Source organism: Turicibacter sp. St.80E1, assembly GCF_059728495.1.
On the sequence record NZ_AP039386.1, the window covers coordinates 167,869 to 186,448 of the forward strand.

The following is an 18,580-nucleotide window of genomic DNA, read 5'->3' on the forward strand; positions in this document are numbered from 1 at the left end:
TTTTTTCCTTCAAGGACATGGGGGTACCTCCTTTTTTGTTATGGTTATTTATTTCGTAATAGGATTAAAACCTATAGAGGAATCGTAGATAGACGCACGTTTGAATAAGAAGGTGCACGATTTCTCTATCCTTTAGGACATAAAGATGCCGATTACAAAGAGGACAATGAGCCCAATTAGGATGGCGATCATGCTTCTTCGGGCGCGGTTATAGGCAATGTTTTTTTTATATGCTTGTTTAGCCATTTCCGGCTTCCTCCTTTTTAGATGACTAGTTATTAAAAGGTATGCGGTTTTGAAAAAAATATGAAAAAAGGGACACCAAAGATTTTTTTAGGTTTAATACCGTGTAGTAGGGAGGATGTGACCTATATATCGATCATTTAATGGTGATCAATGTTAGATGTTTACATTTTCTACCTCATCGGGGTATTGATTTCTTTGGGGTATTTCGCTTCTTTTCTACTTTTTTGATTAATAAAAGGAGGGGCTAATATGCCTTGGCCAAATGGAATTTTGAATTCTAAGTTATAGGTGTTGATAGGAGATATTGGAGGTTAATATTTATAAATGGGGTCCTCAAGTGCTTTAATTTATCGTTCCTAGGCGTGTATTAAACAAATGTCTCCTATTGTCCCAATCGATAGTCTTAACATCCGTCGTGAAGATGAAACAGGGGACGTTATGTCTACAAAAAGAAGAGGAATTAAACCACCTAAGGGATGGTCTAATTCCTCTTGCTTATATGTTTAGAATTTATTCGTTCACACCCTTTGAAAGGGTTTGGGTTTAGTAACGGTTAAATTTGAAGATATCTAATTCGCGAGGATTTTTTCCTGCTACATCTTGTGAAATGAGTTTGGCTCCAATAAGTGCATTGAGGATTCCATTTGATCCGTAACCTAGATTAAAGTAGGCCCCTGGATAGTCAGGATGTTTACCGATGAATGGGAGGCCATCTTTTGTATCGATAAATAACCCATGGAACCAGCATGCTGTTTTTATTTCATTAATTTGTGGGAACATTTTTCTTACACGGCGTAATAATTGGTGGTAGTGTTGAAGGGCTAGAGGATCACGATCTCCCATATTGGCGATGTCACCATCTAAGCGATCAATTGCTAAATCTTCTCCCCCAATAACAATTTCGTTAGTAAGCGTTGGACGAACATAGGTATAAGGTTTTTGATCGTTACGGATGATACAACTGTCTTTCCACCCAATAAAATTATCCACAGGTTTTGTTAGAATCGAGAACGTACGATAAAGTTGACAGAATGGTTTTTCATGATTGAAAAATTCTAGTGCATTGACTCCTGTACAAATAATAACTTTATCTGCCGTAATAGTAAATTCATTTTCTGTCGTGAGGATGCTTTGATGGGATGATAGATTATAATCCACAATGGTTGTATTTTCAAATACTTCTAATCCTTTGTCGACGTTAAATTTGATGAGATCGTGGGTAAATTGAACGGGGTTCATGATAGCGGCCCCATAGTGGGAATAAATACCTGATTCAAAATTGAAACTAAACTCATCTTTATTGTTTTCCTGTGTGAATAATTCACAGTGAATTCCAATCGCTTGTCGCGCCGTACACTCTTGTTCCATGGCATCCGTTTGTCGCGGATCCTCGGTGTAGAAAAAGGCAGGTTTAAATGAGAAATCACATGAGCTGTTAATTTCTTTAACGATTTGGCTTATTTCCATGACAGCCTGATATCCAAATAAGAAGGCATGTTGGGCATTTTGCTCTCCAACTTGTGACATGAGATTTTTTAATCCCTGATTAATTTCATATTTTAAAATGGCCGTTGAGGCGGAAGTTGCATGAGTGGCGATGTTACTTTTATCAACTAAAACACACCTCATGCCTTGTTTCATAAAGTAATGGGCCGTGAGTGCACCTGTGATTCCACCACCGACAATCACGATCTCTGTTTTAATATCCTTTGATAAAGTAGGATAGGTCTTCTTTTTTTCCATATTTTTTGTCCACATTGGACAATCTCCAATCGTTCTCACGTGATATCACCTCTATAAAAAGCTAAATATAAATTGTATTAAACGTTTTTGTGCAACTTTATTATTATATCTTTTTTACCTCTTTTTATCAAAAGGAAAAAATGACCGTTTAATAAAAAGAGTTTGATGTTTTAATGAATTTAGAATTGTTCATTTATTGATGAAGAATTTGGTGAATCTGTAGCATGGAATAAAAAAATAAAGGGAATATTTTTCAAAAAATGAGTGATCATTTTTTCAAGGAGTCCATTTTGATGATATAATAAGAAGTTGATAAGGAAAGCTAGGGAGGGCTTAAATGATATGAAATCGGGCTGGATGAAGGGGACGATGATTTTAACAATCACAGCTTTTTTTGTAAAGTTGTTAAGTTTGTTATATAAAGTTCCGTATCAAAATATTTCAGGTGATGAAGGGCTTTATGTCTTTCAACAGATTTATCCTTTAATCGGGGTTTATACGACGCTTAATGGTGTTGTATTACCAACGATTATTTCAGAGTTATTATTGACTCATCAATACAGTGAGGATATTAAAAGATATATCAAAAATTCATTGTGGATTTTTGGGCTTGTCTCGTTTGTAGGATTATTTTTGGGGAGCCATTTGATAGCCTATACGATGGGGGATATGCAGTTAACGTGGATTGTGCGTGTCGTTGCATTGGCATTCTTGTTAATTCCAACGATTTCTTATTGGCGTGGAGTGGCACAAACGAGGGCGAATACACTTCAAGTTGTTGCCTATTCGACGACGATTGAACAATTAATTCGGGTTGCAGCGATTATTTTCGCTTTGATTATGATCCAAGGACAGAATATTTATCGCTTAGCTTATTTCGCTTATTTAGGCGGGTTATTTGGTCCGCTTCTTGCCATTGTGTATTTATTTGTGAAGCATTTGGATGATCAACCTCAAATCTTTTTAAAAATGAAACGGCGTCCACGATTTTTAAAGAAGTCGATTTACTTATTTTTAAGTGCTGGAATATTGATTATTTTTCAATTAATCGATAGCTTCTTCGTTTTTAATTCTTTAGTTAACAGTGGGATTCCGTCGTTAGAGGCGATGGGCCTTAAGGGAAGTTTCGATCGTGGACTCCCTATTGTACAGACAGCAACCGTATTTACAGGCGCCATTGTTTCTTCGACTGTTCCTCAATTGGCAGGATTAAGGGACGAAAAAGAGCGGAAAAAGGTATTTAATACATCCTTGTTTATGGTTATTGCACTATCTGTTCCGGCCTGTGTAGGCTTATTTAACGTGGTGGATGAACTCAATATTGCGCTATTTAAGGATAATAGCGGGATTGAAGCCTTAAGATTGTTAACTTTACAGGTTTTCTTTTATCCGTTTATTTTCCTATGTATGGCGATTATGCAACAAGAGGAGCAATATACGAAGTTGTTAATTTCGGTACTCGGAGGTGTGCTAGTAAAAGTAGCATTAACAGCGCCGTTAACGACTAGTTTAGGAATATCAGGGACAGCTATTGCATCGGTGGCATCGCTTGGAGTGATGGCGCTCATTAACCTATACCAGTTTAGAAAGATGATGTATAAGACTTCGTTCGTTAATTTTTTAAAGGTTAGCTTTTCTACAGCGGGATTGTGGCTCGTTTTAACGTATATTGAACCACAAATTCCTAAACTTTTATCCGGGTTAGACGATGTACGAATTTATAATATGATTTCACTTGTGATTCAGGTTTTAGCGGGAGTATTAGTTTACGCCGTTCTAATGGGGGTTTTCTTGATGACCTCTCAGGCAGCATCACGACGTTCTCGCAAACGGAAGCAAAAAGCGAAAAAAAAGAAGGCTCGTTCACAGGTGAAGCCGGTTCAAACGGAAATTGAATAAAGGTCTGAATTATGACCAATATTAGTAGAAGATGAAGTGTTAAGTTAAACAGAAGGAGAGGTAGTCAATGATTTATATTGTAGGATTAGGAGCTGGGGATGATTCTCAGCTAACACGAGGAGTCGTGGCAAAGTTAACATCTGGGTTACCTTTATTTTTAAGAACAGCGGAACACCCGATGATTAATTTTTTAGAGGAAAATCAAATTGCTTATCGTGCCTTCGATGATGTTTATATGAAGCATGAAACATTTGAGGCTGTTTATGAAGAAATTATTGAGACGATTAAGGAAGAAGCTAAAAAGGGAGATTTGATTTATGCGACTCCAGGTCATCCATGTGTTGCGGAATATGCAGTCAAGCGATTAGTGGATGAGGCAGATGCTGTTGTATTAGGAGGGCAGAGTTTCTTAGATCCGATGTTTGCGGCACTTGCCATTGACCCGATTGAGGGATTACAAGTGATGGATGCCTTAGATTTTGATTATGAAGCGATTGCTCCTAAGCAACACCTGATTATTCCACAGGTATTTGACCAGTTAACAGCCTCTAACTTAAAATTAGATTTGATGGAAGTTTATGATGACGAATATGAAGTTTGTATTGTGAAGGCAGCGGGAAGTTCTTTACAGGAACTGAAATGGGTGAAGCTTTACGAATTAGATCACAACTTTAAATTAGATAATTTAACAACGATTTATGTTCCCCCTAAAAAGGAAAATTAGTCGTTAATGGTGAATGAAGAGAAGGAGATGTAAACGATGCGTTTAGATAAATATTTAAAAGTTTCACGTTTAGTGAAACGTCGAACGTTGGCGAAGGAAGTAGCGGATAAAGGTCGTATTGAAATTAACGGAAAAATCGCCAAATCAAGTTCGACTGTTAAATTAGGTGATGAATTAACGCTGTATTATGGAAATAAAATTTTAAAAGTACGCGTGACAGATATCAAAGATTCAACGAAAAAACAAGATGCCGCTTATATGTATGAAATTATCTCCGAAGAACGAATTGAACGTCCATCTTTAGATGAAATTACCGGAATCGAAATTTTCGAATAGAAGTTTCTTATACATAAAAAGACCTCTAACTTTGACTAAAAAGTAGAGGCCTTTTTTATTATCCTATATATTTTTAACATAATATTAGGAGGTTATATGTGAAAATATATTATAATTTGGAGGTGTTAAAAAATATAAATTCTCAGGATTGGGGAGAGGTTTTATGAATTATGTGATATTGTTTCTGTTTGCGTGTCTCCTTTTTGGAACACGTATCAGGTATTTAAGAAAGTCTCGGTCTATCCATTGGGTGAGGGAAATCGTCGTTTTTATAGCCATGCTTTTTTTACTTATCTATATTTTTCTTACTTTATTGAAGGCGAGCACCTTTACATTTGATTTATCGTATGCCTTAACTAAAGCTAATCTTATTCCCTTTAAAGGAATAAGTGCGGTTCTTTTGGATCCAAGGGATTTAACCCTGGGGATCGGAATAACCCTTAAGAATGGGTGGTATAACGTGGTGGGGAATTTGCTTGTCACAGTTCCGCTTGGCTTTTTCAGTTGCCTCTTGTTTAAGTCATCTCGCAAATGGTGGCGATTATTTAGTTATGGAGTCTTGTTATCGACAATCATAGAATCATTACAACTACTCACAAGTGTGAATTTTTTTGACGTTGATGATATTTTATTGAACGCTTTAGGTTTCGTGATTGGGGGGATGGCCTATGCGGTTGTTGTATTCATGTTCAAGAGGTTTAAAAAGTGGGATGACCTGACACGCTTAGAGATCGAGGAAAATGGAAGACTGATGCCTACCTTTTTAAAATCAACCGTGGCCTTAGCGGCGGTCTTTTTAGCGTGTGCCCTCGGTGTTTTTCTGAAGGAGACAATCTCCTATCAAACGTTTGAAGAAACTTATGCACAGGCGAATGTCTCAAAAGAATTTGACGGATTTTATGCGACTCTTTCTAAGGAGAAGGGGGAATTAAGTTTTCGTATTTACCATGAAACAAGTTTTAATCGTTTTTATCAGGTGGCTGGACTGACCGTTCCTATTCAAGAAGGAGAGAACTACTTGGAGGTTATGAGCTTTAGCGATCGATATCAGTTGCCGCTTCAGTATGGAGTTGTTGCCTTTGGGTATAATGAGAGAGCGAAGCAGTTGGAAATAGATTATGAGTTCCCTTTAAGGGTTGAATTACCACACGGTTTATTTATAGAGTTTCACCCATTCCGTGGTCAAGATTATCCTTTCCAAGCGGGGTATTTAGAGTGGGAAGAAGGTCCACGATATGATGCATTATTTATTGATTAAAAGAAAAGCCTGCGTCTTTAACAAGACGCAGGCTTTTTAAATGGATTTACGATACACTGATGAGGATCGTAAAATTGGTCGATTTCTTTGTTTTTATACATCCAATTTTGACAAAGGTTAAAGTCTTCCACAGCGTAAGGGTGATAGGGTTCAAAGGTGAAAGTGGCGAATCGAGAGGCTAGTTTTTCAGGATATCCACAGTCTTTCGCCCACTGAATGCGTTGATTAGGTGAGGCCTGGTTAAATAGGTTTGTTGTGTCTTCTAATGCCTGATAGAAGTTATGCACAGCCCCTTGATTTTGTTCATAAAAGGTTCGATCAAAGGCCCACATGACCCAGTTGTGTGAGCTATTGGCTAAGCTCCATAAAATTTTTCCACCTGTTTCTAAGACATCTGTGACAAAGGGATCAATAGCCACAAGGGCTTCAATTTCTCCTTTATCCAGTGCAGCAAGTCGTTCATAGGAATTATTAATCCATGTAATACTCGCATGAGGAATCATTTCTTTTAAGTCTGTTTCTAAAAAAAGTCGGAGAAGCCCCGCCCGATTAGCCCCAATTTTTAGATGAGAAAGATCTTGAATCGGGTGACGCCCAGCGACTAAGTGGATGGTACGTGTTAAATCTGAGGTGATAACGGCATCTTTTCCACGTTTAAGCATATAAAAGAAGAAAGTTGTATCACCGACCATCGCATCCGATGTTCCACAGAAGAAAGGATTATTTCCATCAAATAAAAAATCTTCTGTTGTGGATAAGTTGACTGATACGTGATGTTTTTGAAACAGTCCCAATTTTTGAGCAAGTAAGACTTGAAGCGTCAGGGGATTTTTTTTGATTAATGTTAAATGAATAGTCATCATGAGTCCTCCTTAAGATTGGATGAGGTAAATAAAGAATTCTGTGGATAATATAAGATTAAAGCTATAAATCAATAATAAAGGTCTTGGACCAAATTCGCGTCCCATCTCTTTGTAAGGGGCTTGGATTTGATAATAATCTTTATACCAACGAATATATCCAAAGTAATAAAAAATCACAACTCCACTGATAAACATGAGTAGAGTAATTCCCCCAATGAGATAAAGTGTCGTCCAGGCGATCAACATAAGAAGGGCTTCTGGAATAATCAGCTTAATTGAATTTCTAAATCCAATAACATGAGGTAAGGTTACACGGTGCCCTCGATCCTTTTCAATGTCTGAGGTATTATTGGTGGACATTAAAAACACCGTCATGATCATGGGGATAACAGAATAAAGAACAATAGGAAGGTTGAGATGATCTGTTTGTAAGTAAGCCGAAATCAACGTACTAATTGCCCCAACAAAAAGCCCTGAAACGAGTTCCCCAATGGGATAGATAATATAAGGTTTCGGACCAAGAGAGTAACCAATTGCCGCAAATGCACTTAAAATCCCAATCATTAAAATCGTTAGGTTTTTGGTCACGAAGACGAGGGTTATTCCTGAAAGTCCACTGATGCCAAGGAAAAAGAAGAGAACGATTAAAGTATCCACAACCGTTGCATCTCCTCGCACAAGTCCCTCACTTCCGAGATGATGAGTGAATGTCTCTTCGTTTTCCTCGCTTTTTAGATAAGCGCGAATTTCGTTTGCAACGTTTGCCACGATATTTAAGCAAAAACCAGTGACGAACATTAACAAAAGCGGGATGATTTTTAAGTGTCCGGCTAAATAGGCGCCAAATAATCCCCCACTTAGGACAGGTAGTCCCGTAGCAAATCCAGTCCTAATCTCCATGACTGTATAAGCACGTTGTAAAAAATTTTTTCTTTTCATAATACACTTCCTTTATTTAATACTTCCCGCTGTCAATCCAGTATAAATTTGTTTTTGTAAAATGAGGAAGAAGACCAACATCGGAATTAAACTTAAAATTATTGCCGCATTAATCACATTCCACTCAATGCGATGAGGGCCCATAAAGTTAAATAAGGCCGTCGAGATGGTATTTAAATGTTCACCGGGCATATAAAGGTGTGGAATGTAAAAATCATTATAAATCGAAATAACCTTTAGCATGATAATGCTTGCTGTCGCTGGTTTTAAAAGAGGAAAGATGACTTTCCTATAAATTTGAAAATAGGATGCCCCCTCTAACATCGCTGCTTTATCAATTTCTCGTGGAATTTTTTCAAGAACTTGTAAGTAAAGATAAACCATCAAGACATCAGCCCCAAGATAGAGTAAAATCGGGGCTAATCGTGTGTTATATAGCCCGAGGGACGCAATAATTTTGAAGGTTGAAACTTGAGAGACTTCCATAGGGATAATGGAGACAAAGAGATACATAAATAGAATTAACTTTTTTCCTTTAAAGTTAAATCGGTTAATAACATACGCCACCATCGAACCGATAAAGATACTCCCACTAACACCTGCAAGAATCAGAATAAAAGTATTGAAAAATCCTGTCAACATTTTTCCTTTGGTTAAAGCGATATAATAATTTTCAAAATTTAAAAAGCTGACGGGTGGGGTTACCCCAGACGTGGACATAAACTCACTGTAAGTTTTGAACGATCCAAAAAAGACGGTGAGTAGTGGAAAGAAGACAATGAATGTCCACAAGATTAAACTAAAATATTTCAAGATTGATTGTAGTAGACGTTTAAAAATCATAATCATCATTCCTAAATAATTTTTTTTGAAGTGAGGTTAGTAAAATAAGGGCGAGCATCATGACAACAGCCATGCTTGCAGCAAGTCCTAGTTGTTTTTGTTCAAATGCTGTTTTTAGTGTTTGAAGTAAGAAGGTGGTGGTTCCATTTGAACCATTCGTGATAATCATCGGAATTTCAAATGCTGTAACGGCCCCGACTGTTAATAGAATAAAGTTAATCTTTAGGATTGTATGGATATTGGGTAAGATAATGTACCGAATTTTTTGAAAGGTTGTTGCCCCCTCAATTTCGGCTACTTGATAGTATTCCTTGGGGATGGTTTGAATGGCTGCATAAAACATTAAGAAGCGGAGTCCTGTATGACGCCAAAGAGAGATTCCGGCTAATGTATAGTTGACGTAACGAGGGTCTCCGAGCCAAAAATGGATGAGCTTCTCTAGACCAAGGGTGATTAAAAGGGTATCAAAGGGGCCACCTGGTGTATAAAAGAGCCGGAACATCATAGAAATGGCGACGCCACTAATGAGAGTAGGAAAAACAATACTCGCCTTAAAAAATGATTTGAATTTGACTTTAAAGGATAAAAGGATGGCGAGATATAAAGCAATTAAAATTTGCAGGAGTCCAGAGACAAAATAGTAAAGGTTATTTATAAAAACCTGAAAGTATTGAGGACTTGTTAGTACTTTCACGTAATTATTCCACCCTACCCACGGTTTTTGCGAGCTAATTCCGTTCCATGAGGTGAAACTGTAGGAGATAATTTCAAGTAAAGGTAAAAAGCCAAAGGTAATCAGTAATAATAGGGGAATAAAAAGGAAGAGCCCAATAAGGACTCTTTCTTTTTTATGTAAGGAACTATTCATGATTTTTTAGTGCTTGATCCCAAGCGTTTTGTAACTCTTTAACATAGTCCTCATAACTTTGGTTTTGTTCTGGATATAATCCGATATTGATTACCTTTTGTAAAACATCTGTTAAGCGGGCGATTCCGACTTCCCCGGCAACAGCACTATAACGTTCCTGAATGGCTGCATCTTCAGTTGAGGCAGTTTTTACAATTGTCCCCTCTTCAAATAAAGCACGTTGATCATCGTTTAATTCTTCAATGATGACTGGAACCCCATCTAAATCTTCTGCATAACCACTTTCAGCAGAAATAAAGTATTCTAAGAATGCTTTCGCCGTTGCTAAGTTTTCTGTATTTTTATTGATTCCAATGACCCCAGGGGCTCCAACTGGAACACTTGTTGTTCCGTTTAAAGTGGTTGGGAATGGAGCCAATTTAATGTTATCCTCAGAATCATTGAGCGCTTGAATAGTTGCTAAGTCTTGAGAGGCGCGCATAATCATGGCCACTTTTCCGTCCGCTAATAATTGAAGCGATTGGTTATAGTCGCCTGTAATCGGATCTTCTTCAATATATCCACCAGCTGCTAATTTGTAGAATAAATCCATTACTTCACGAATCGGTTGACCTTCATCAAATGGATTACCGTTAAGTGCGGCTTCTTTATAATTTTCCCCATATGAAGATAAGGCACCTGCCCAAACTCCTAAAGAGGTATTATAGTTAGTGTAAAAGCATGTTGCCCCTGTTTTTGATTCAATTTGATCGCAAGTTTCAAGTAAAGCATCTGTTGAGGTTGGCATACTTTCAACGCCAGCTTTCTTTAAAACGTCTTCGTTATAGACAAAGCCTAAAATATTAATTGAAACAGGTAAACCGTAGACTGTATCGTTATACACAGCCTCAGTTACATCTAAATATTTTTTTTCTAAGTCTTCTACTTTTCCAAGCGGATAGAAGTAGTTTTCATATTCACTTGGTGTTCCTGCCATTGAGAAAGGAACAAACAAAACATCTCCATAATCTTTTGTATTCATTCGTTTCATGATATCAGCATCATAGTCGCTTGAAGACTCCCAAATAATATCTTCAACTTCAGGATATTTCTTTTTAAATCCCTCTTCAATCTCTTCAAATAGTTCGGCAGCATCAGGACGAGAAGTCACAACTGTTAATGTTCCACCGATTTTTCCCTCTTCTACCTTCGGTTTTGTTTGGCACGCCGTCAATGAGAGTAACGTCATGCTGACGAGTAGTAGCTTAATTTTGTTCATGGTTAAGTTCAATCCTTTCATGTGTTGTTTTATTAAAAACATGAGCGTGAGCTAGGTCAAAGCTGACTTTAATGAATGCCCCTGTTTTATAATCTAAGTTTTGATAAGATTTCATTGTCATGACCAAGTCATCTTTTTGTAGATGGAGGATAACCTCACTTCCAAGATACTCAACTTTTTGAATCCTCATTTCAATCCCATTCGTCGTATCTAAATAAAGGTGTTCGGCTCGAAGGGCTAGAAGATATTCCCCGTTTTCTGTAAGAGGGGAGAATCGAGATCCGACCTCGAGTGAAATATGATTAGATAAGATGAGGTGGTGGGTGTGATACGTCACATTAAAAAGGTTAATGCGCGGTTTCCCAATGAAGGTTGCTACAAATAAATTGGCTGGTTTCGTGTAAATCTCAACAGGAGTACCGATCTGTTGAATAATCCCTTCATTTAAAATAACGATTCGGTCTGCCATGGTCAGGGCTTCCGTCTGATCATGGGTGACATAGATGGTTGTTGCGTTTAGTCGCCGGTGTAATTGGGTAATCTCATTACCAGTCGATTCACGCAATTTGGCGTCTAGGTTGGAAAGCGGCTCATCCATTAGGAAGAGTTTCGGCTCTCTGACGATTGCGCGTGCAATAGCGATGCGTTGCCGTTGTCCACCGGAAAGATTTTTTGGAAGTACATCGAGATATTCTTCGAGTTGAAGAATACGGGCCGCCCAGCGTACCTTTTCCTCGCGCTGCTTTTTTGGAAGTTTGCGTAATTTCATCCCAAATTCGATATTTTCGTAAGTGCTAAGATGGGGGAGCAGGGCATAGTTTTGAAAGACCATTGCAACATCTCGATCTTTTGGTAATGTTTCATTAATTCGTCTTCCCTCAATTAAGATATCCCCAGAAGTCATTTTTTCAAATCCGCAAATAAGTTCAAGCAACGTTGATTTACCACTTCCACTAGGACCAACGATGACGATGAATTCTCCCTTAGAAATTGAGAGATTAAAATCATTAATAACCGCCTTAGTTGAACGGGGATAAGTTTTAAAAACATGATTGAATGCAACATAGTTCATTTTGTATCTCCAATCGTACAGAAAATTCACTAACATTATAACAAATGTCTTTATATAAGAAAATAAAAGCCTTTCATTTTCTTATATAAAGCGACAAATAAAAAATAGTTTTAAAAAATATGAGTAAATCTCTCGTTATTTAGGAATGGGGGAGAACATCGTTTTTTTATTTTTGATAGGTTCCTATCCATTTGTTAAAATTGTTACAACATTTGATGAAATCCCTTGTTCGTATGCGAAAAATGACTCATGCTTTTTACGGATAAATCGTAGGACGTAAGATATAATCGGAGGTAATCAAGCATATGGGAGGAATTTTAAATGAAAAAGTTTTTAGCAATATTCCTATTGCTGTTTGGAATCGTCGGCTGCGCGAATCAAACGGTAGATGAGAATAAGAAAGATGAAACAAAGGAAAAGGTAGAGCAACAAACCGAAAATGAGGAGCAGAATATAGAGACGACTCCACAATTTGAAAATGTTTCATTTGATATGTTAGTTCCGAGTGGATCAACAGCCATGGCAATGGCGCACTTTAAGGCAACGGCACCTTCCCTTGGAGATCATGTGGAATATACCGTATCGCCTTATACACAAGGAAGTGATGCATTAGCTGCAGCTTTTACATCAGGGAGCTCACAGGTGATTGTTGCACCCACTAATTTAGGAGCTACGCTTTATCAAAAAGAAGTGCCTTATCAATTAGTAGCCACTTTAGTGTGGGGAAATTTATATTTAATTAGTCAAGAAGAATTAAATTTTGATGATTTAGCAGGTAAAAAGATTACGGCTTTTGGCCAAGGAAGTACACCAGACATTGTGCTACAGTGCATTTTAAAGGAAAAGGGGCTACTTGATTCGGTAGAAATTGAGTATTTACCAAGTGTTGCAGATGTTCAATCGATGTTTGCAGCGGGTGAAACGGATCTTGCAGTTATCGCAGAACCTTCATTATCGGTTTTAAAAACAAAGAGTGAGAATGTAAATGTCGTTGTTGATTTTCAACAACAGTGGGAAGAAATTTATGGGGTAAGTTCTTATCCACAAGCAAGTTTATTTGTTCATAAAGATTTAATTGAGAATCATAAAGAGGTTATTGAACCGTTATTAGCCCAAGTGGAGGCAAGTGTTTCATTCGCAAATGAATCAACAGACGAAATGGCTAAAGAAGCTATTCAAACAGGACTTGAAATGCCGGAAAATATTATTGTTCAGTCGACGCCACAGTCAAATTTAAGGTTTAAAACAGCAGCCGATTCAAAGAAAGAGATTGAAGTCTATTTGAAAAAATTGTTTGAATTTAATCCAGCTACAATTGGCGGTTCGATGCCGGACGATGACTTCTATTATTTCGCGAATTAATAGGTATAAAATAATTGAGTGTGCATATATTATTATTGACGATTACTTGAAACTCGGTTTGGTAGCCGACAAAGGATGCAAGGGAAATACCACTTGCCAAGTAAGGGTCATAAATATTTAAAAGTTATACTGCATTTTGTTGTCTAACTTAATGTCAATGACTTTTGTGAATTCATCATGTGGATAACTTTTAAGTTTTTAAAAATAGGTCGCTTCCGTAGTGACCTATTTTTTTATTTGAACGGTATTTTCCTTATTTTTTCCCCGTAAGATAGAAAAAGAGGGAGGGGCATACTTATGAAGCAAGGGTATCGATTAATGGGGATTTTAGGTGTCTTACTCATTTATGAGTTATTCGTACAATGTGTTCATCAACCGATTATTTTACCATCATTAATAAGTGTTTTTGAGGCAGCCTATGAGATTGTGTCTGATCCAATGTTCACTGTGACCGTACTTTCGACGGTTAGGAGGACAGTTCTTACTTTTACAGGTGTGTTAATCATTAGTTTATTACTAGGTATTCTTGTGGGCTATTTTAAGGCGCTTCGCTTGTTTTTAGCGCCATTTATAACGCTTTTAAGAACGTTACCTACTATTTCAATCACCATTATTTTATTAATTTGGTTTGGGGCGGAACGGGGGCCTGTTATGATTATGGCCTGTGTGATTTTCCCCCTTTTATATGAGATGATAGAGAGCTCAATGAACCATGTAGATTCTGATTTATTAGATGTTTGCTTATTGTTTGGTGCGACCCCGTATGAAAAATTTAGGGCGCTTTATTATCCACAATTAATGAGAGAATTAAGTGGTGGGGTTCAAGCAACGATCGGATTATCATTTAAAGTCATGGTCATGGGGGAAGTAATGGCTCAGACCTCTATAGGAATTGGTCGTCAGTTAAACTACGAGAAGACTTATTTAAATATGCCCGCTGTTTTTGCTTGGAGTTTTGTGCTTATTTTATTGGTGATGTGCTTTGAGTTTATCACTCAAATCTTAATAAAAGAATTAATTCGCCATCTTGACTCCTAAGAAAGAGGAGAAAAGAAAAAAGATGTCGATTTTATTAACGAATGGGAGGGGGATTTCATAAAATATGAAGTAGAAACAAGGTCTTTCTTTCCCCCAGTTATATTTCGCTTAGAACAATCATAAGTTTCTAGTGATAAAACAGATAACGGAGGGATAAGAATATGAACATTTATGAGAAAGAGTCGTACATGAAGCAAAAGCCAAGCACGCTATTGGGTTACCATCAGGTATCAATGAAAGAAAGGAAGTTAATGGATGTTAGTGGAATTAAAAAGTTATTAAGCTTTGATAGTGAGTTGTTTACGATTGATACAACAATGGGGATTTTAACAGTGAGAGGAATGGATTTAGAGCTTAAGAATCTTGATCTTGAAAAGGGAGAGCTATCGATTATGGGTTATATTACCGGTTATGAATACGACGATTTAGACATGATTGGTGAAGACTCAAAAGGAATCTTTAGCAAATTATTTAAATAATGAGTTTACAAGTCCAATTTCAACTAATGGTTCATGTCCTATTGTATGGAATTTTTATCGGTGTAACGTTAGATTTTACTTACATCGTTAAAGAGATTTTATTTAATCATTCCATACAATGGGTGATTATTGTGATGTATTGGTTAATCCAAATTCCTCTTACCTTTATCTATATATATAATGTTAATGAAGGAATCTTCCATTTGTATATTTTGCTTTTCTTAGTCGTTGGGGCTATCATATACTTTAAGTTCTTAAAACAGCCGTTGCACCGGGATCTTGAAATGTTAGGGGAGAGTTTATTCACAGTTGCACACTTTATAAAAAAAGTGGTGAATATCTTAGTAATTTCCCCCATTATGTTTATTTACAAGCTTGTTTCTGATATAATAATGTTGTTTCTTAGAATTTTAAAGCTTTTATTTTATACGCCTTTAGCTAAATTAGGAAAATCTATATCAAGTAAGAAGAAAAAAAAGGAGAAACGACGACGTGGCAGAAAGAAAGTTAACTCTAGTACAGAAGAATAATCGAAAAAGGCGACAACAGCTTTTTTATCGTCGGGTATTAACACTTAGCCTTATTATAGGATTCTTTTGTGTCGTTGGGGCTTGCCTATATACAAGTCGTTTAGCCAAACTTACTGAAGCTAAGGAAAAATTAGCTGCATATGAAAAAGAATATGATGAGTTAATTGAGAAAGAGGAATATTATCGCAACGAAATAAGCAAACTTGAAAATGAGGATTACATTGCTAAGCTTGCGCGCGAGAAATATTTTAAATCTGAGGAAGGCGAGATATTATTTAAGCTTCCGCAAGGACAAGAATAACTAAAATTAAAATTATAAAAATTATGAGGAGGACTGTCGATTTTTATGTCAATCACAGCTGGTCAAAAGTTAAATGGTAAAGTCACGAGTGTGAAGAAGTTTGGTGCATTTGTGGAGTTAGAAAATGGAAAATCAGGACTTGTACACATTAGTGAGTTATCTGAGAAATTCGTAGAAAAAGTTGAAGATGTTGTCAGCGTGGGTCAGGAAGTAACTGTGCGCGTTAAAGAGGTGACACCAGAAGGGAAAATTAACCTTTCAATGAAACCAGCACGCCCAGAAAAGCCAGCTCGTCCAGCTTTAGACTTAGATAAAGCAATTACTAACTTTTTAAAGGATAGCGATGAGAAACAATCGGCTCTTAAAAAGAACATGAAAACACAGCGTCGTCGTTCTAACTAACGATACTTGTTTAGCATAGATATCAAACTCATTCCGTTTGGAATGAGTTTTTTGTATAACTTAAAAGGCGTACATGATGGGATGTACGCCTTTTAAATTTTTAATATTCTTTTTTTAAAACGATTCGAGAGGATAATTGATAAGAGAAGTAGGCAACGATGAGTAGAGTGATGATTCCAATCCACGGTAAAAGGGGAAGTAATGTTTCTAAATGAGTGATCCGTTGAGGAGTCAATATTCCTTTTAAAAACTTACCTAATAAAACAATCCCGCCAAATAGACTAAAACTGATAACCATCATCATCATACGGCCGCGTTCAATTCCGTATTTAAAGACAAATGGAAGTAAAAATAAGATCAGTAATTCCGCTGTAAATAAAATGGCAATGCCGGATATAAAAAGTTCTGCACTAATAGGGATGCCTTTCACAAGACAAATCCCAGTGACTATTATTTCTGAAAGAATTGTTCCGGCGATCGGGAAGATAGCGAAGACGATATATTTACTAAGAACGAGTTCTTTTCGTGAAATAGGAAGTGATAGGGCGAATACATCCCAATTCGCGTACTCATCGTAGGAGAAAGTACTTAGGCTTTGCAAACAAAAAATCATAATTAACAGCCCACTTAAAAAGCTTGGATCATAGGAAATAAAGAATAATAAATAGATAAGTATGGTAATCAACATCGTTTTAATGTTGTTTCTTAAGTTTAAGAAATCTTTTATAATTAGCCCTTTCATCATTTACGCCCCCCAATATGTAAAAGCATTAAATCTTCAATAGAGACTGAATCCATCGTTAATGCTTTATATTTATTTTCTAATTTTCTTTTATTTTTGATAAGTACTTCCATATGATAAGGATGCTTTTTATAGTTGACGATATCTTCTGGGTCAATCGAGCAAAAGTCCTTTTCTTGACATTTAATAAGTCCGTAATCATAAAGAAGGTGGTCTTTAGAGTCAGAGAAGACGATTTCTCCCTCATGAATAAAGGTGATATAATCGGCGATTTTCTCTAAATCACTTGTGATATGTGATGAAATTAGGATGGAATGTTCTTCATCCTGGATGAAGTCTAAAAAGATATCGAGAATTTCATTTCGAACAATTGGATCGAGTCCGCTTGTCGGCTCGTCTAAAATAAGAAGTTTAGGACGGTGACCTAATGCAGTAGCGAGTGATAATTTCATTTTCATCCCCCGTGAAAAATCTTTTATCGGCTTGTTTAAAGGGAGTTTAAATTGATTGAGATAGTCAAGGTATAAGTGAGTATCCCACTTTAGATAGATATTTTTTAAAATGAGATTTAAATCTTTTGGGGTTAATTGTTTAGGAAAATGGCAATCATCAAAGACGATTCCAATTTCTTGTTTAATCGACATTTCATGTTGTTGATAATCTTGACCGAATAGTTTGATTGTCCCAGAATCCTTATCGATTAGGTTTAAGATAGCCTTAATCGTTGTGCTTTTTCCGGCTCCATTTTCCCCAATTAATCCGACAATATAGCCTTTAGGAACGGTTAGGTTTACATTGTTTAAGAAAAATCCATCTCGTTTTTTGGAGAGCCCTCTAACTTCTATCGCATTTTCCATTTTTATTCCTCCTCAGTATATAAAAGTTTTAAAATCTCAGCTAAATCCTCATATGAGATGTCGCACTGTTTACTTAATTCAATGGCACGGGTGAAGTGTTCTTCAATTTGTCGTTGTTTTTCTTCCTTTAATAATTCTTTATTATGTTGAGTGACAAAACTTCCTTTTCCAACAATACTTTCGATAAATCCTGCACGTTCAAGGTCCTCATATGCTCGCTTCGTCGTAATAACGCTTATGTGAAGGTCGCGAGCGAGAGCGCGCATGGAAGGAAGGGCATCCCCTTCCTGAAGAACCCCAGATATGATGTGTTGTTTTAGTTGATCAGTAATTTGTTCGTAAATCGGTTTTTTGCTGGTATTGCTGATGACTATTTCCATAAATAAACTAATCACCTCCTGTTATATTGTATATACTCTATATACACAATATAACTCTTTTAAAAAAACGTGTCAATAGAGGGGAGATGCATTTTTAGCTAAGGTTTAATCGAATAGTCGAAGGTATTAGTCAGAGATAGAGTTGAGGGAATATTCAAACTTTTCTCTTCAGTTGTGTGTGTTATTTAAGAGGAAATAGAGGTGAACAAATAGGGCTATGTTTGTAAATCTAATTTTATTCACTTTTACATAAAAGTTTTTAAAAGTTTATAGCACTATGCTGCCGAGTCGTGTAAAAGAAGGTAGAATAGCTGGTTTATTTTCAATAGATGTGCCGAAGATGTAAAAATTGTGTCTTTTAAAAGTTTAAATGATTCCAAGAAAGTGACAAAATCTCTAGTTGATGAGTGGTAATATAGGGGTACGAATTGAGCCCACGG

The 18,580-nt window shown here is 36.7% G+C and carries 20 protein-coding genes; 10 read left to right on the top strand and 10 right to left on the bottom strand.

The genetic code is table 11. The features are described 5' to 3' along the window. Positions 1–789: 789 nt before the first annotated feature. Entirely contained in the window at positions 790–2,004 is a 1,215-nt protein-coding gene (locus tag AC6I0I_RS00765; protein ID WP_262953469.1) for an NAD(P)/FAD-dependent oxidoreductase, read from the bottom strand. A gap of 354 nt (positions 2,005–2,358) precedes the next feature. On the opposite strand from AC6I0I_RS00765, the gene AC6I0I_RS00770 reads away from it, so the two are divergent. The 4 genes from AC6I0I_RS00770 to AC6I0I_RS00785 all read left to right on the top strand — a co-directional run bounded on the left by AC6I0I_RS00770 (position 2,359) and on the right by AC6I0I_RS00785 (position 6,206). After that, positions 2,359–3,888 carry an oligosaccharide flippase family protein gene (locus AC6I0I_RS00770; protein ID WP_338506649.1) on the top strand — a complete coding sequence of 510 codons (1,530 nt, stop codon included), beginning with the start codon at positions 2,359–2,361 and terminating at the stop codon, positions 3,886–3,888. A gap of 67 nt (positions 3,889–3,955) precedes the next feature. Then, positions 3,956–4,612 (top strand): SAM-dependent methyltransferase, encoded by a 657-nt coding sequence (locus AC6I0I_RS00775; RefSeq protein WP_161832218.1) that lies wholly within the window; start codon positions 3,956–3,958, stop codon positions 4,610–4,612. Between the two features lie 36 nt (positions 4,613–4,648). Then, complete coding sequence (locus tag AC6I0I_RS00780) at positions 4,649–4,948, top strand: RNA-binding S4 domain-containing protein (RefSeq protein WP_161832219.1); 300 nt, start codon at positions 4,649–4,651, stop codon at positions 4,946–4,948. A gap of 163 nt (positions 4,949–5,111) precedes the next feature. Continuing rightward, complete coding sequence (locus AC6I0I_RS00785; protein ID WP_262953470.1) at positions 5,112–6,206, top strand: VanZ family protein; 1,095 nt, start codon at positions 5,112–5,114, stop codon at positions 6,204–6,206. Positions 6,207–6,223: 17 nt separating this feature from the next. On the opposite strand, the gene AC6I0I_RS00790 is transcribed toward AC6I0I_RS00785, so the two are convergent. From AC6I0I_RS00790 to AC6I0I_RS00815, 6 genes are all read right to left on the bottom strand, one after another. After that, positions 6,224–7,066 (bottom strand): substrate-binding domain-containing protein, encoded by an 843-nt coding sequence (locus AC6I0I_RS00790; protein ID WP_161832221.1) that lies wholly within the window; start codon positions 7,064–7,066, stop codon positions 6,224–6,226. Positions 7,067–7,078: 12 nt separating this feature from the next. Continuing rightward, a complete protein-coding gene (locus tag AC6I0I_RS00795; RefSeq protein ID WP_161832222.1) occupies positions 7,079–8,008 on the bottom strand; it encodes a prenyltransferase in 930 nt (309 codons plus the stop codon). A 12-nt stretch (positions 8,009–8,020) separates the two neighbouring features. After that, positions 8,021–8,851: a carbohydrate ABC transporter permease gene (locus tag AC6I0I_RS00800; protein ID WP_161832223.1), complete on the bottom strand. Its 831-nt coding sequence runs from the start codon at positions 8,849–8,851 to the stop codon at positions 8,021–8,023. Beyond that, on the bottom strand, positions 8,841–9,545 hold the full coding sequence (locus AC6I0I_RS00805; protein WP_202618770.1) for a carbohydrate ABC transporter permease: 705 nt from the start codon (positions 9,543–9,545) through the stop codon (positions 8,841–8,843). Before AC6I0I_RS00805 ends, AC6I0I_RS00800 begins: the two co-directional genes overlap by 11 nt. 166 nt (positions 9,546–9,711) lie before the next feature. Then, entirely contained in the window at positions 9,712–10,977 is a 1,266-nt protein-coding gene (locus AC6I0I_RS00810; protein ID WP_161832225.1) for an ABC transporter substrate-binding protein, read from the bottom strand. Next, complete coding sequence (locus tag AC6I0I_RS00815; RefSeq protein ID WP_161832226.1) at positions 10,964–12,049, bottom strand: ABC transporter ATP-binding protein; 1,086 nt, start codon at positions 12,047–12,049, stop codon at positions 10,964–10,966. Before AC6I0I_RS00815 ends, AC6I0I_RS00810 begins: the two co-directional genes overlap by 14 nt. 321 nt (positions 12,050–12,370) lie before the next feature. Between AC6I0I_RS00815 and AC6I0I_RS00820 the strand changes: the two genes are divergently transcribed. The 6 genes from AC6I0I_RS00820 (at position 12,371) to AC6I0I_RS00845 (ending at position 16,161) form a co-directional block, all read left to right on the top strand. Then, a complete protein-coding gene (locus AC6I0I_RS00820; protein ID WP_161832227.1) occupies positions 12,371–13,411 on the top strand; it encodes an ABC transporter substrate-binding protein in 1,041 nt (346 codons plus the stop codon). A 297-nt stretch (positions 13,412–13,708) separates the two neighbouring features. Continuing rightward, complete coding sequence (locus tag AC6I0I_RS00825; protein ID WP_161832228.1) at positions 13,709–14,449, top strand: ABC transporter permease; 741 nt, start codon at positions 13,709–13,711, stop codon at positions 14,447–14,449. 161 nt (positions 14,450–14,610) lie between these two features. Next, on the top strand, positions 14,611–14,928 hold the full coding sequence (gene yabP, locus AC6I0I_RS00830; RefSeq protein ID WP_161832229.1) for a sporulation protein YabP: 318 nt from the start codon (positions 14,611–14,613) through the stop codon (positions 14,926–14,928). After that, positions 14,928–15,458, top strand: a complete 531-nt coding sequence (gene yabQ, locus AC6I0I_RS00835) for a spore cortex biosynthesis protein YabQ (protein WP_161832230.1) — start codon at positions 14,928–14,930, stop codon at positions 15,456–15,458. Before yabP ends, yabQ begins: the two co-directional genes overlap by 1 nt. Beyond that, positions 15,421–15,759, top strand: coding sequence for an FtsB family cell division protein (locus AC6I0I_RS00840; protein WP_161832231.1), 339 nt, complete (start codon positions 15,421–15,423; stop codon positions 15,757–15,759). Before yabQ ends, AC6I0I_RS00840 begins: the two co-directional genes overlap by 38 nt. Positions 15,760–15,804: 45 nt before the next feature. Beyond that, a complete protein-coding gene (locus AC6I0I_RS00845) occupies positions 15,805–16,161 on the top strand; it encodes a S1 RNA-binding domain-containing protein (protein WP_161832232.1) in 357 nt (118 codons plus the stop codon). Between the two features lie 100 nt (positions 16,162–16,261). On the opposite strand, the gene AC6I0I_RS00850 is transcribed toward AC6I0I_RS00845, so the two are convergent. Genes AC6I0I_RS00850 through AC6I0I_RS00860 form a run of 3 tightly spaced genes read right to left on the bottom strand, consistent with a single transcriptional unit; the run spans position 16,262 to position 18,140 of the window. Beyond that, complete coding sequence (locus AC6I0I_RS00850) at positions 16,262–16,906, bottom strand: ABC-2 transporter permease (RefSeq protein WP_262950333.1); 645 nt, start codon at positions 16,904–16,906, stop codon at positions 16,262–16,264. After that, on the bottom strand, positions 16,903–17,760 hold the full coding sequence (locus AC6I0I_RS00855) for an ABC transporter ATP-binding protein (protein WP_161832234.1): 858 nt from the start codon (positions 17,758–17,760) through the stop codon (positions 16,903–16,905). The genes AC6I0I_RS00850 and AC6I0I_RS00855 overlap by 4 nt, the downstream gene beginning before the upstream one ends. Before the next feature lie 2 nt (positions 17,761–17,762). Next, complete coding sequence (locus AC6I0I_RS00860) at positions 17,763–18,140, bottom strand: GntR family transcriptional regulator (RefSeq protein WP_262953471.1); 378 nt, start codon at positions 18,138–18,140, stop codon at positions 17,763–17,765. Positions 18,141–18,580 lie beyond the last annotated feature (440 nt).

What these genes read in the sequence shown, in the direction of transcription:
- AC6I0I_RS00820 (WP_161832227.1), top strand. Translation starts at nt 12,371, where the DNA reads ATGAAAAAGTTTTTAGCAATATTCCTATTGCTGTTTGGAATCGTCGGC.
- AC6I0I_RS00795 (WP_161832222.1), bottom strand. Translation starts at nt 8,008, where the DNA reads ATGAAAAGAAAAAATTTTTTACAACGTGCTTATACAGTCATGGAGATT.
- AC6I0I_RS00845 (WP_161832232.1), top strand. Translation starts at nt 15,805, where the DNA reads ATGTCAATCACAGCTGGTCAAAAGTTAAATGGTAAAGTCACGAGTGTG.
- AC6I0I_RS00770 (WP_338506649.1), top strand. Translation starts at nt 2,359, where the DNA reads ATGATTTTAACAATCACAGCTTTTTTTGTAAAGTTGTTAAGTTTGTTA.
- yabP (WP_161832229.1), top strand. Translation starts at nt 14,611, where the DNA reads ATGAACATTTATGAGAAAGAGTCGTACATGAAGCAAAAGCCAAGCACG.
- AC6I0I_RS00855 (WP_161832234.1), bottom strand. Translation starts at nt 17,760, where the DNA reads ATGGAAAATGCGATAGAAGTTAGAGGGCTCTCCAAAAAACGAGATGGA.
- AC6I0I_RS00775 (WP_161832218.1), top strand. Translation starts at nt 3,956, where the DNA reads ATGATTTATATTGTAGGATTAGGAGCTGGGGATGATTCTCAGCTAACA.
- AC6I0I_RS00765 (WP_262953469.1), bottom strand. Translation starts at nt 2,004, where the DNA reads ATGTGGACAAAAAATATGGAAAAAAAGAAGACCTATCCTACTTTATCA.
- AC6I0I_RS00860 (WP_262953471.1), bottom strand. Translation starts at nt 18,140, where the DNA reads ATGGAAATAGTCATCAGCAATACCAGCAAAAAACCGATTTACGAACAA.
- AC6I0I_RS00850 (WP_262950333.1), bottom strand. Translation starts at nt 16,906, where the DNA reads ATGATGAAAGGGCTAATTATAAAAGATTTCTTAAACTTAAGAAACAAC.
- AC6I0I_RS00810 (WP_161832225.1), bottom strand. Translation starts at nt 10,977, where the DNA reads ATGAACAAAATTAAGCTACTACTCGTCAGCATGACGTTACTCTCATTG.
- AC6I0I_RS00815 (WP_161832226.1), bottom strand. Translation starts at nt 12,049, where the DNA reads ATGAACTATGTTGCATTCAATCATGTTTTTAAAACTTATCCCCGTTCA.
- AC6I0I_RS00780 (WP_161832219.1), top strand. Translation starts at nt 4,649, where the DNA reads ATGCGTTTAGATAAATATTTAAAAGTTTCACGTTTAGTGAAACGTCGA.
- AC6I0I_RS00785 (WP_262953470.1), top strand. Translation starts at nt 5,112, where the DNA reads ATGAATTATGTGATATTGTTTCTGTTTGCGTGTCTCCTTTTTGGAACA.
- AC6I0I_RS00825 (WP_161832228.1), top strand. Translation starts at nt 13,709, where the DNA reads ATGAAGCAAGGGTATCGATTAATGGGGATTTTAGGTGTCTTACTCATT.
- AC6I0I_RS00790 (WP_161832221.1), bottom strand. Translation starts at nt 7,066, where the DNA reads ATGACTATTCATTTAACATTAATCAAAAAAAATCCCCTGACGCTTCAA.
- AC6I0I_RS00800 (WP_161832223.1), bottom strand. Translation starts at nt 8,851, where the DNA reads ATGATTTTTAAACGTCTACTACAATCAATCTTGAAATATTTTAGTTTA.
- yabQ (WP_161832230.1), top strand. Translation starts at nt 14,928, where the DNA reads ATGAGTTTACAAGTCCAATTTCAACTAATGGTTCATGTCCTATTGTAT.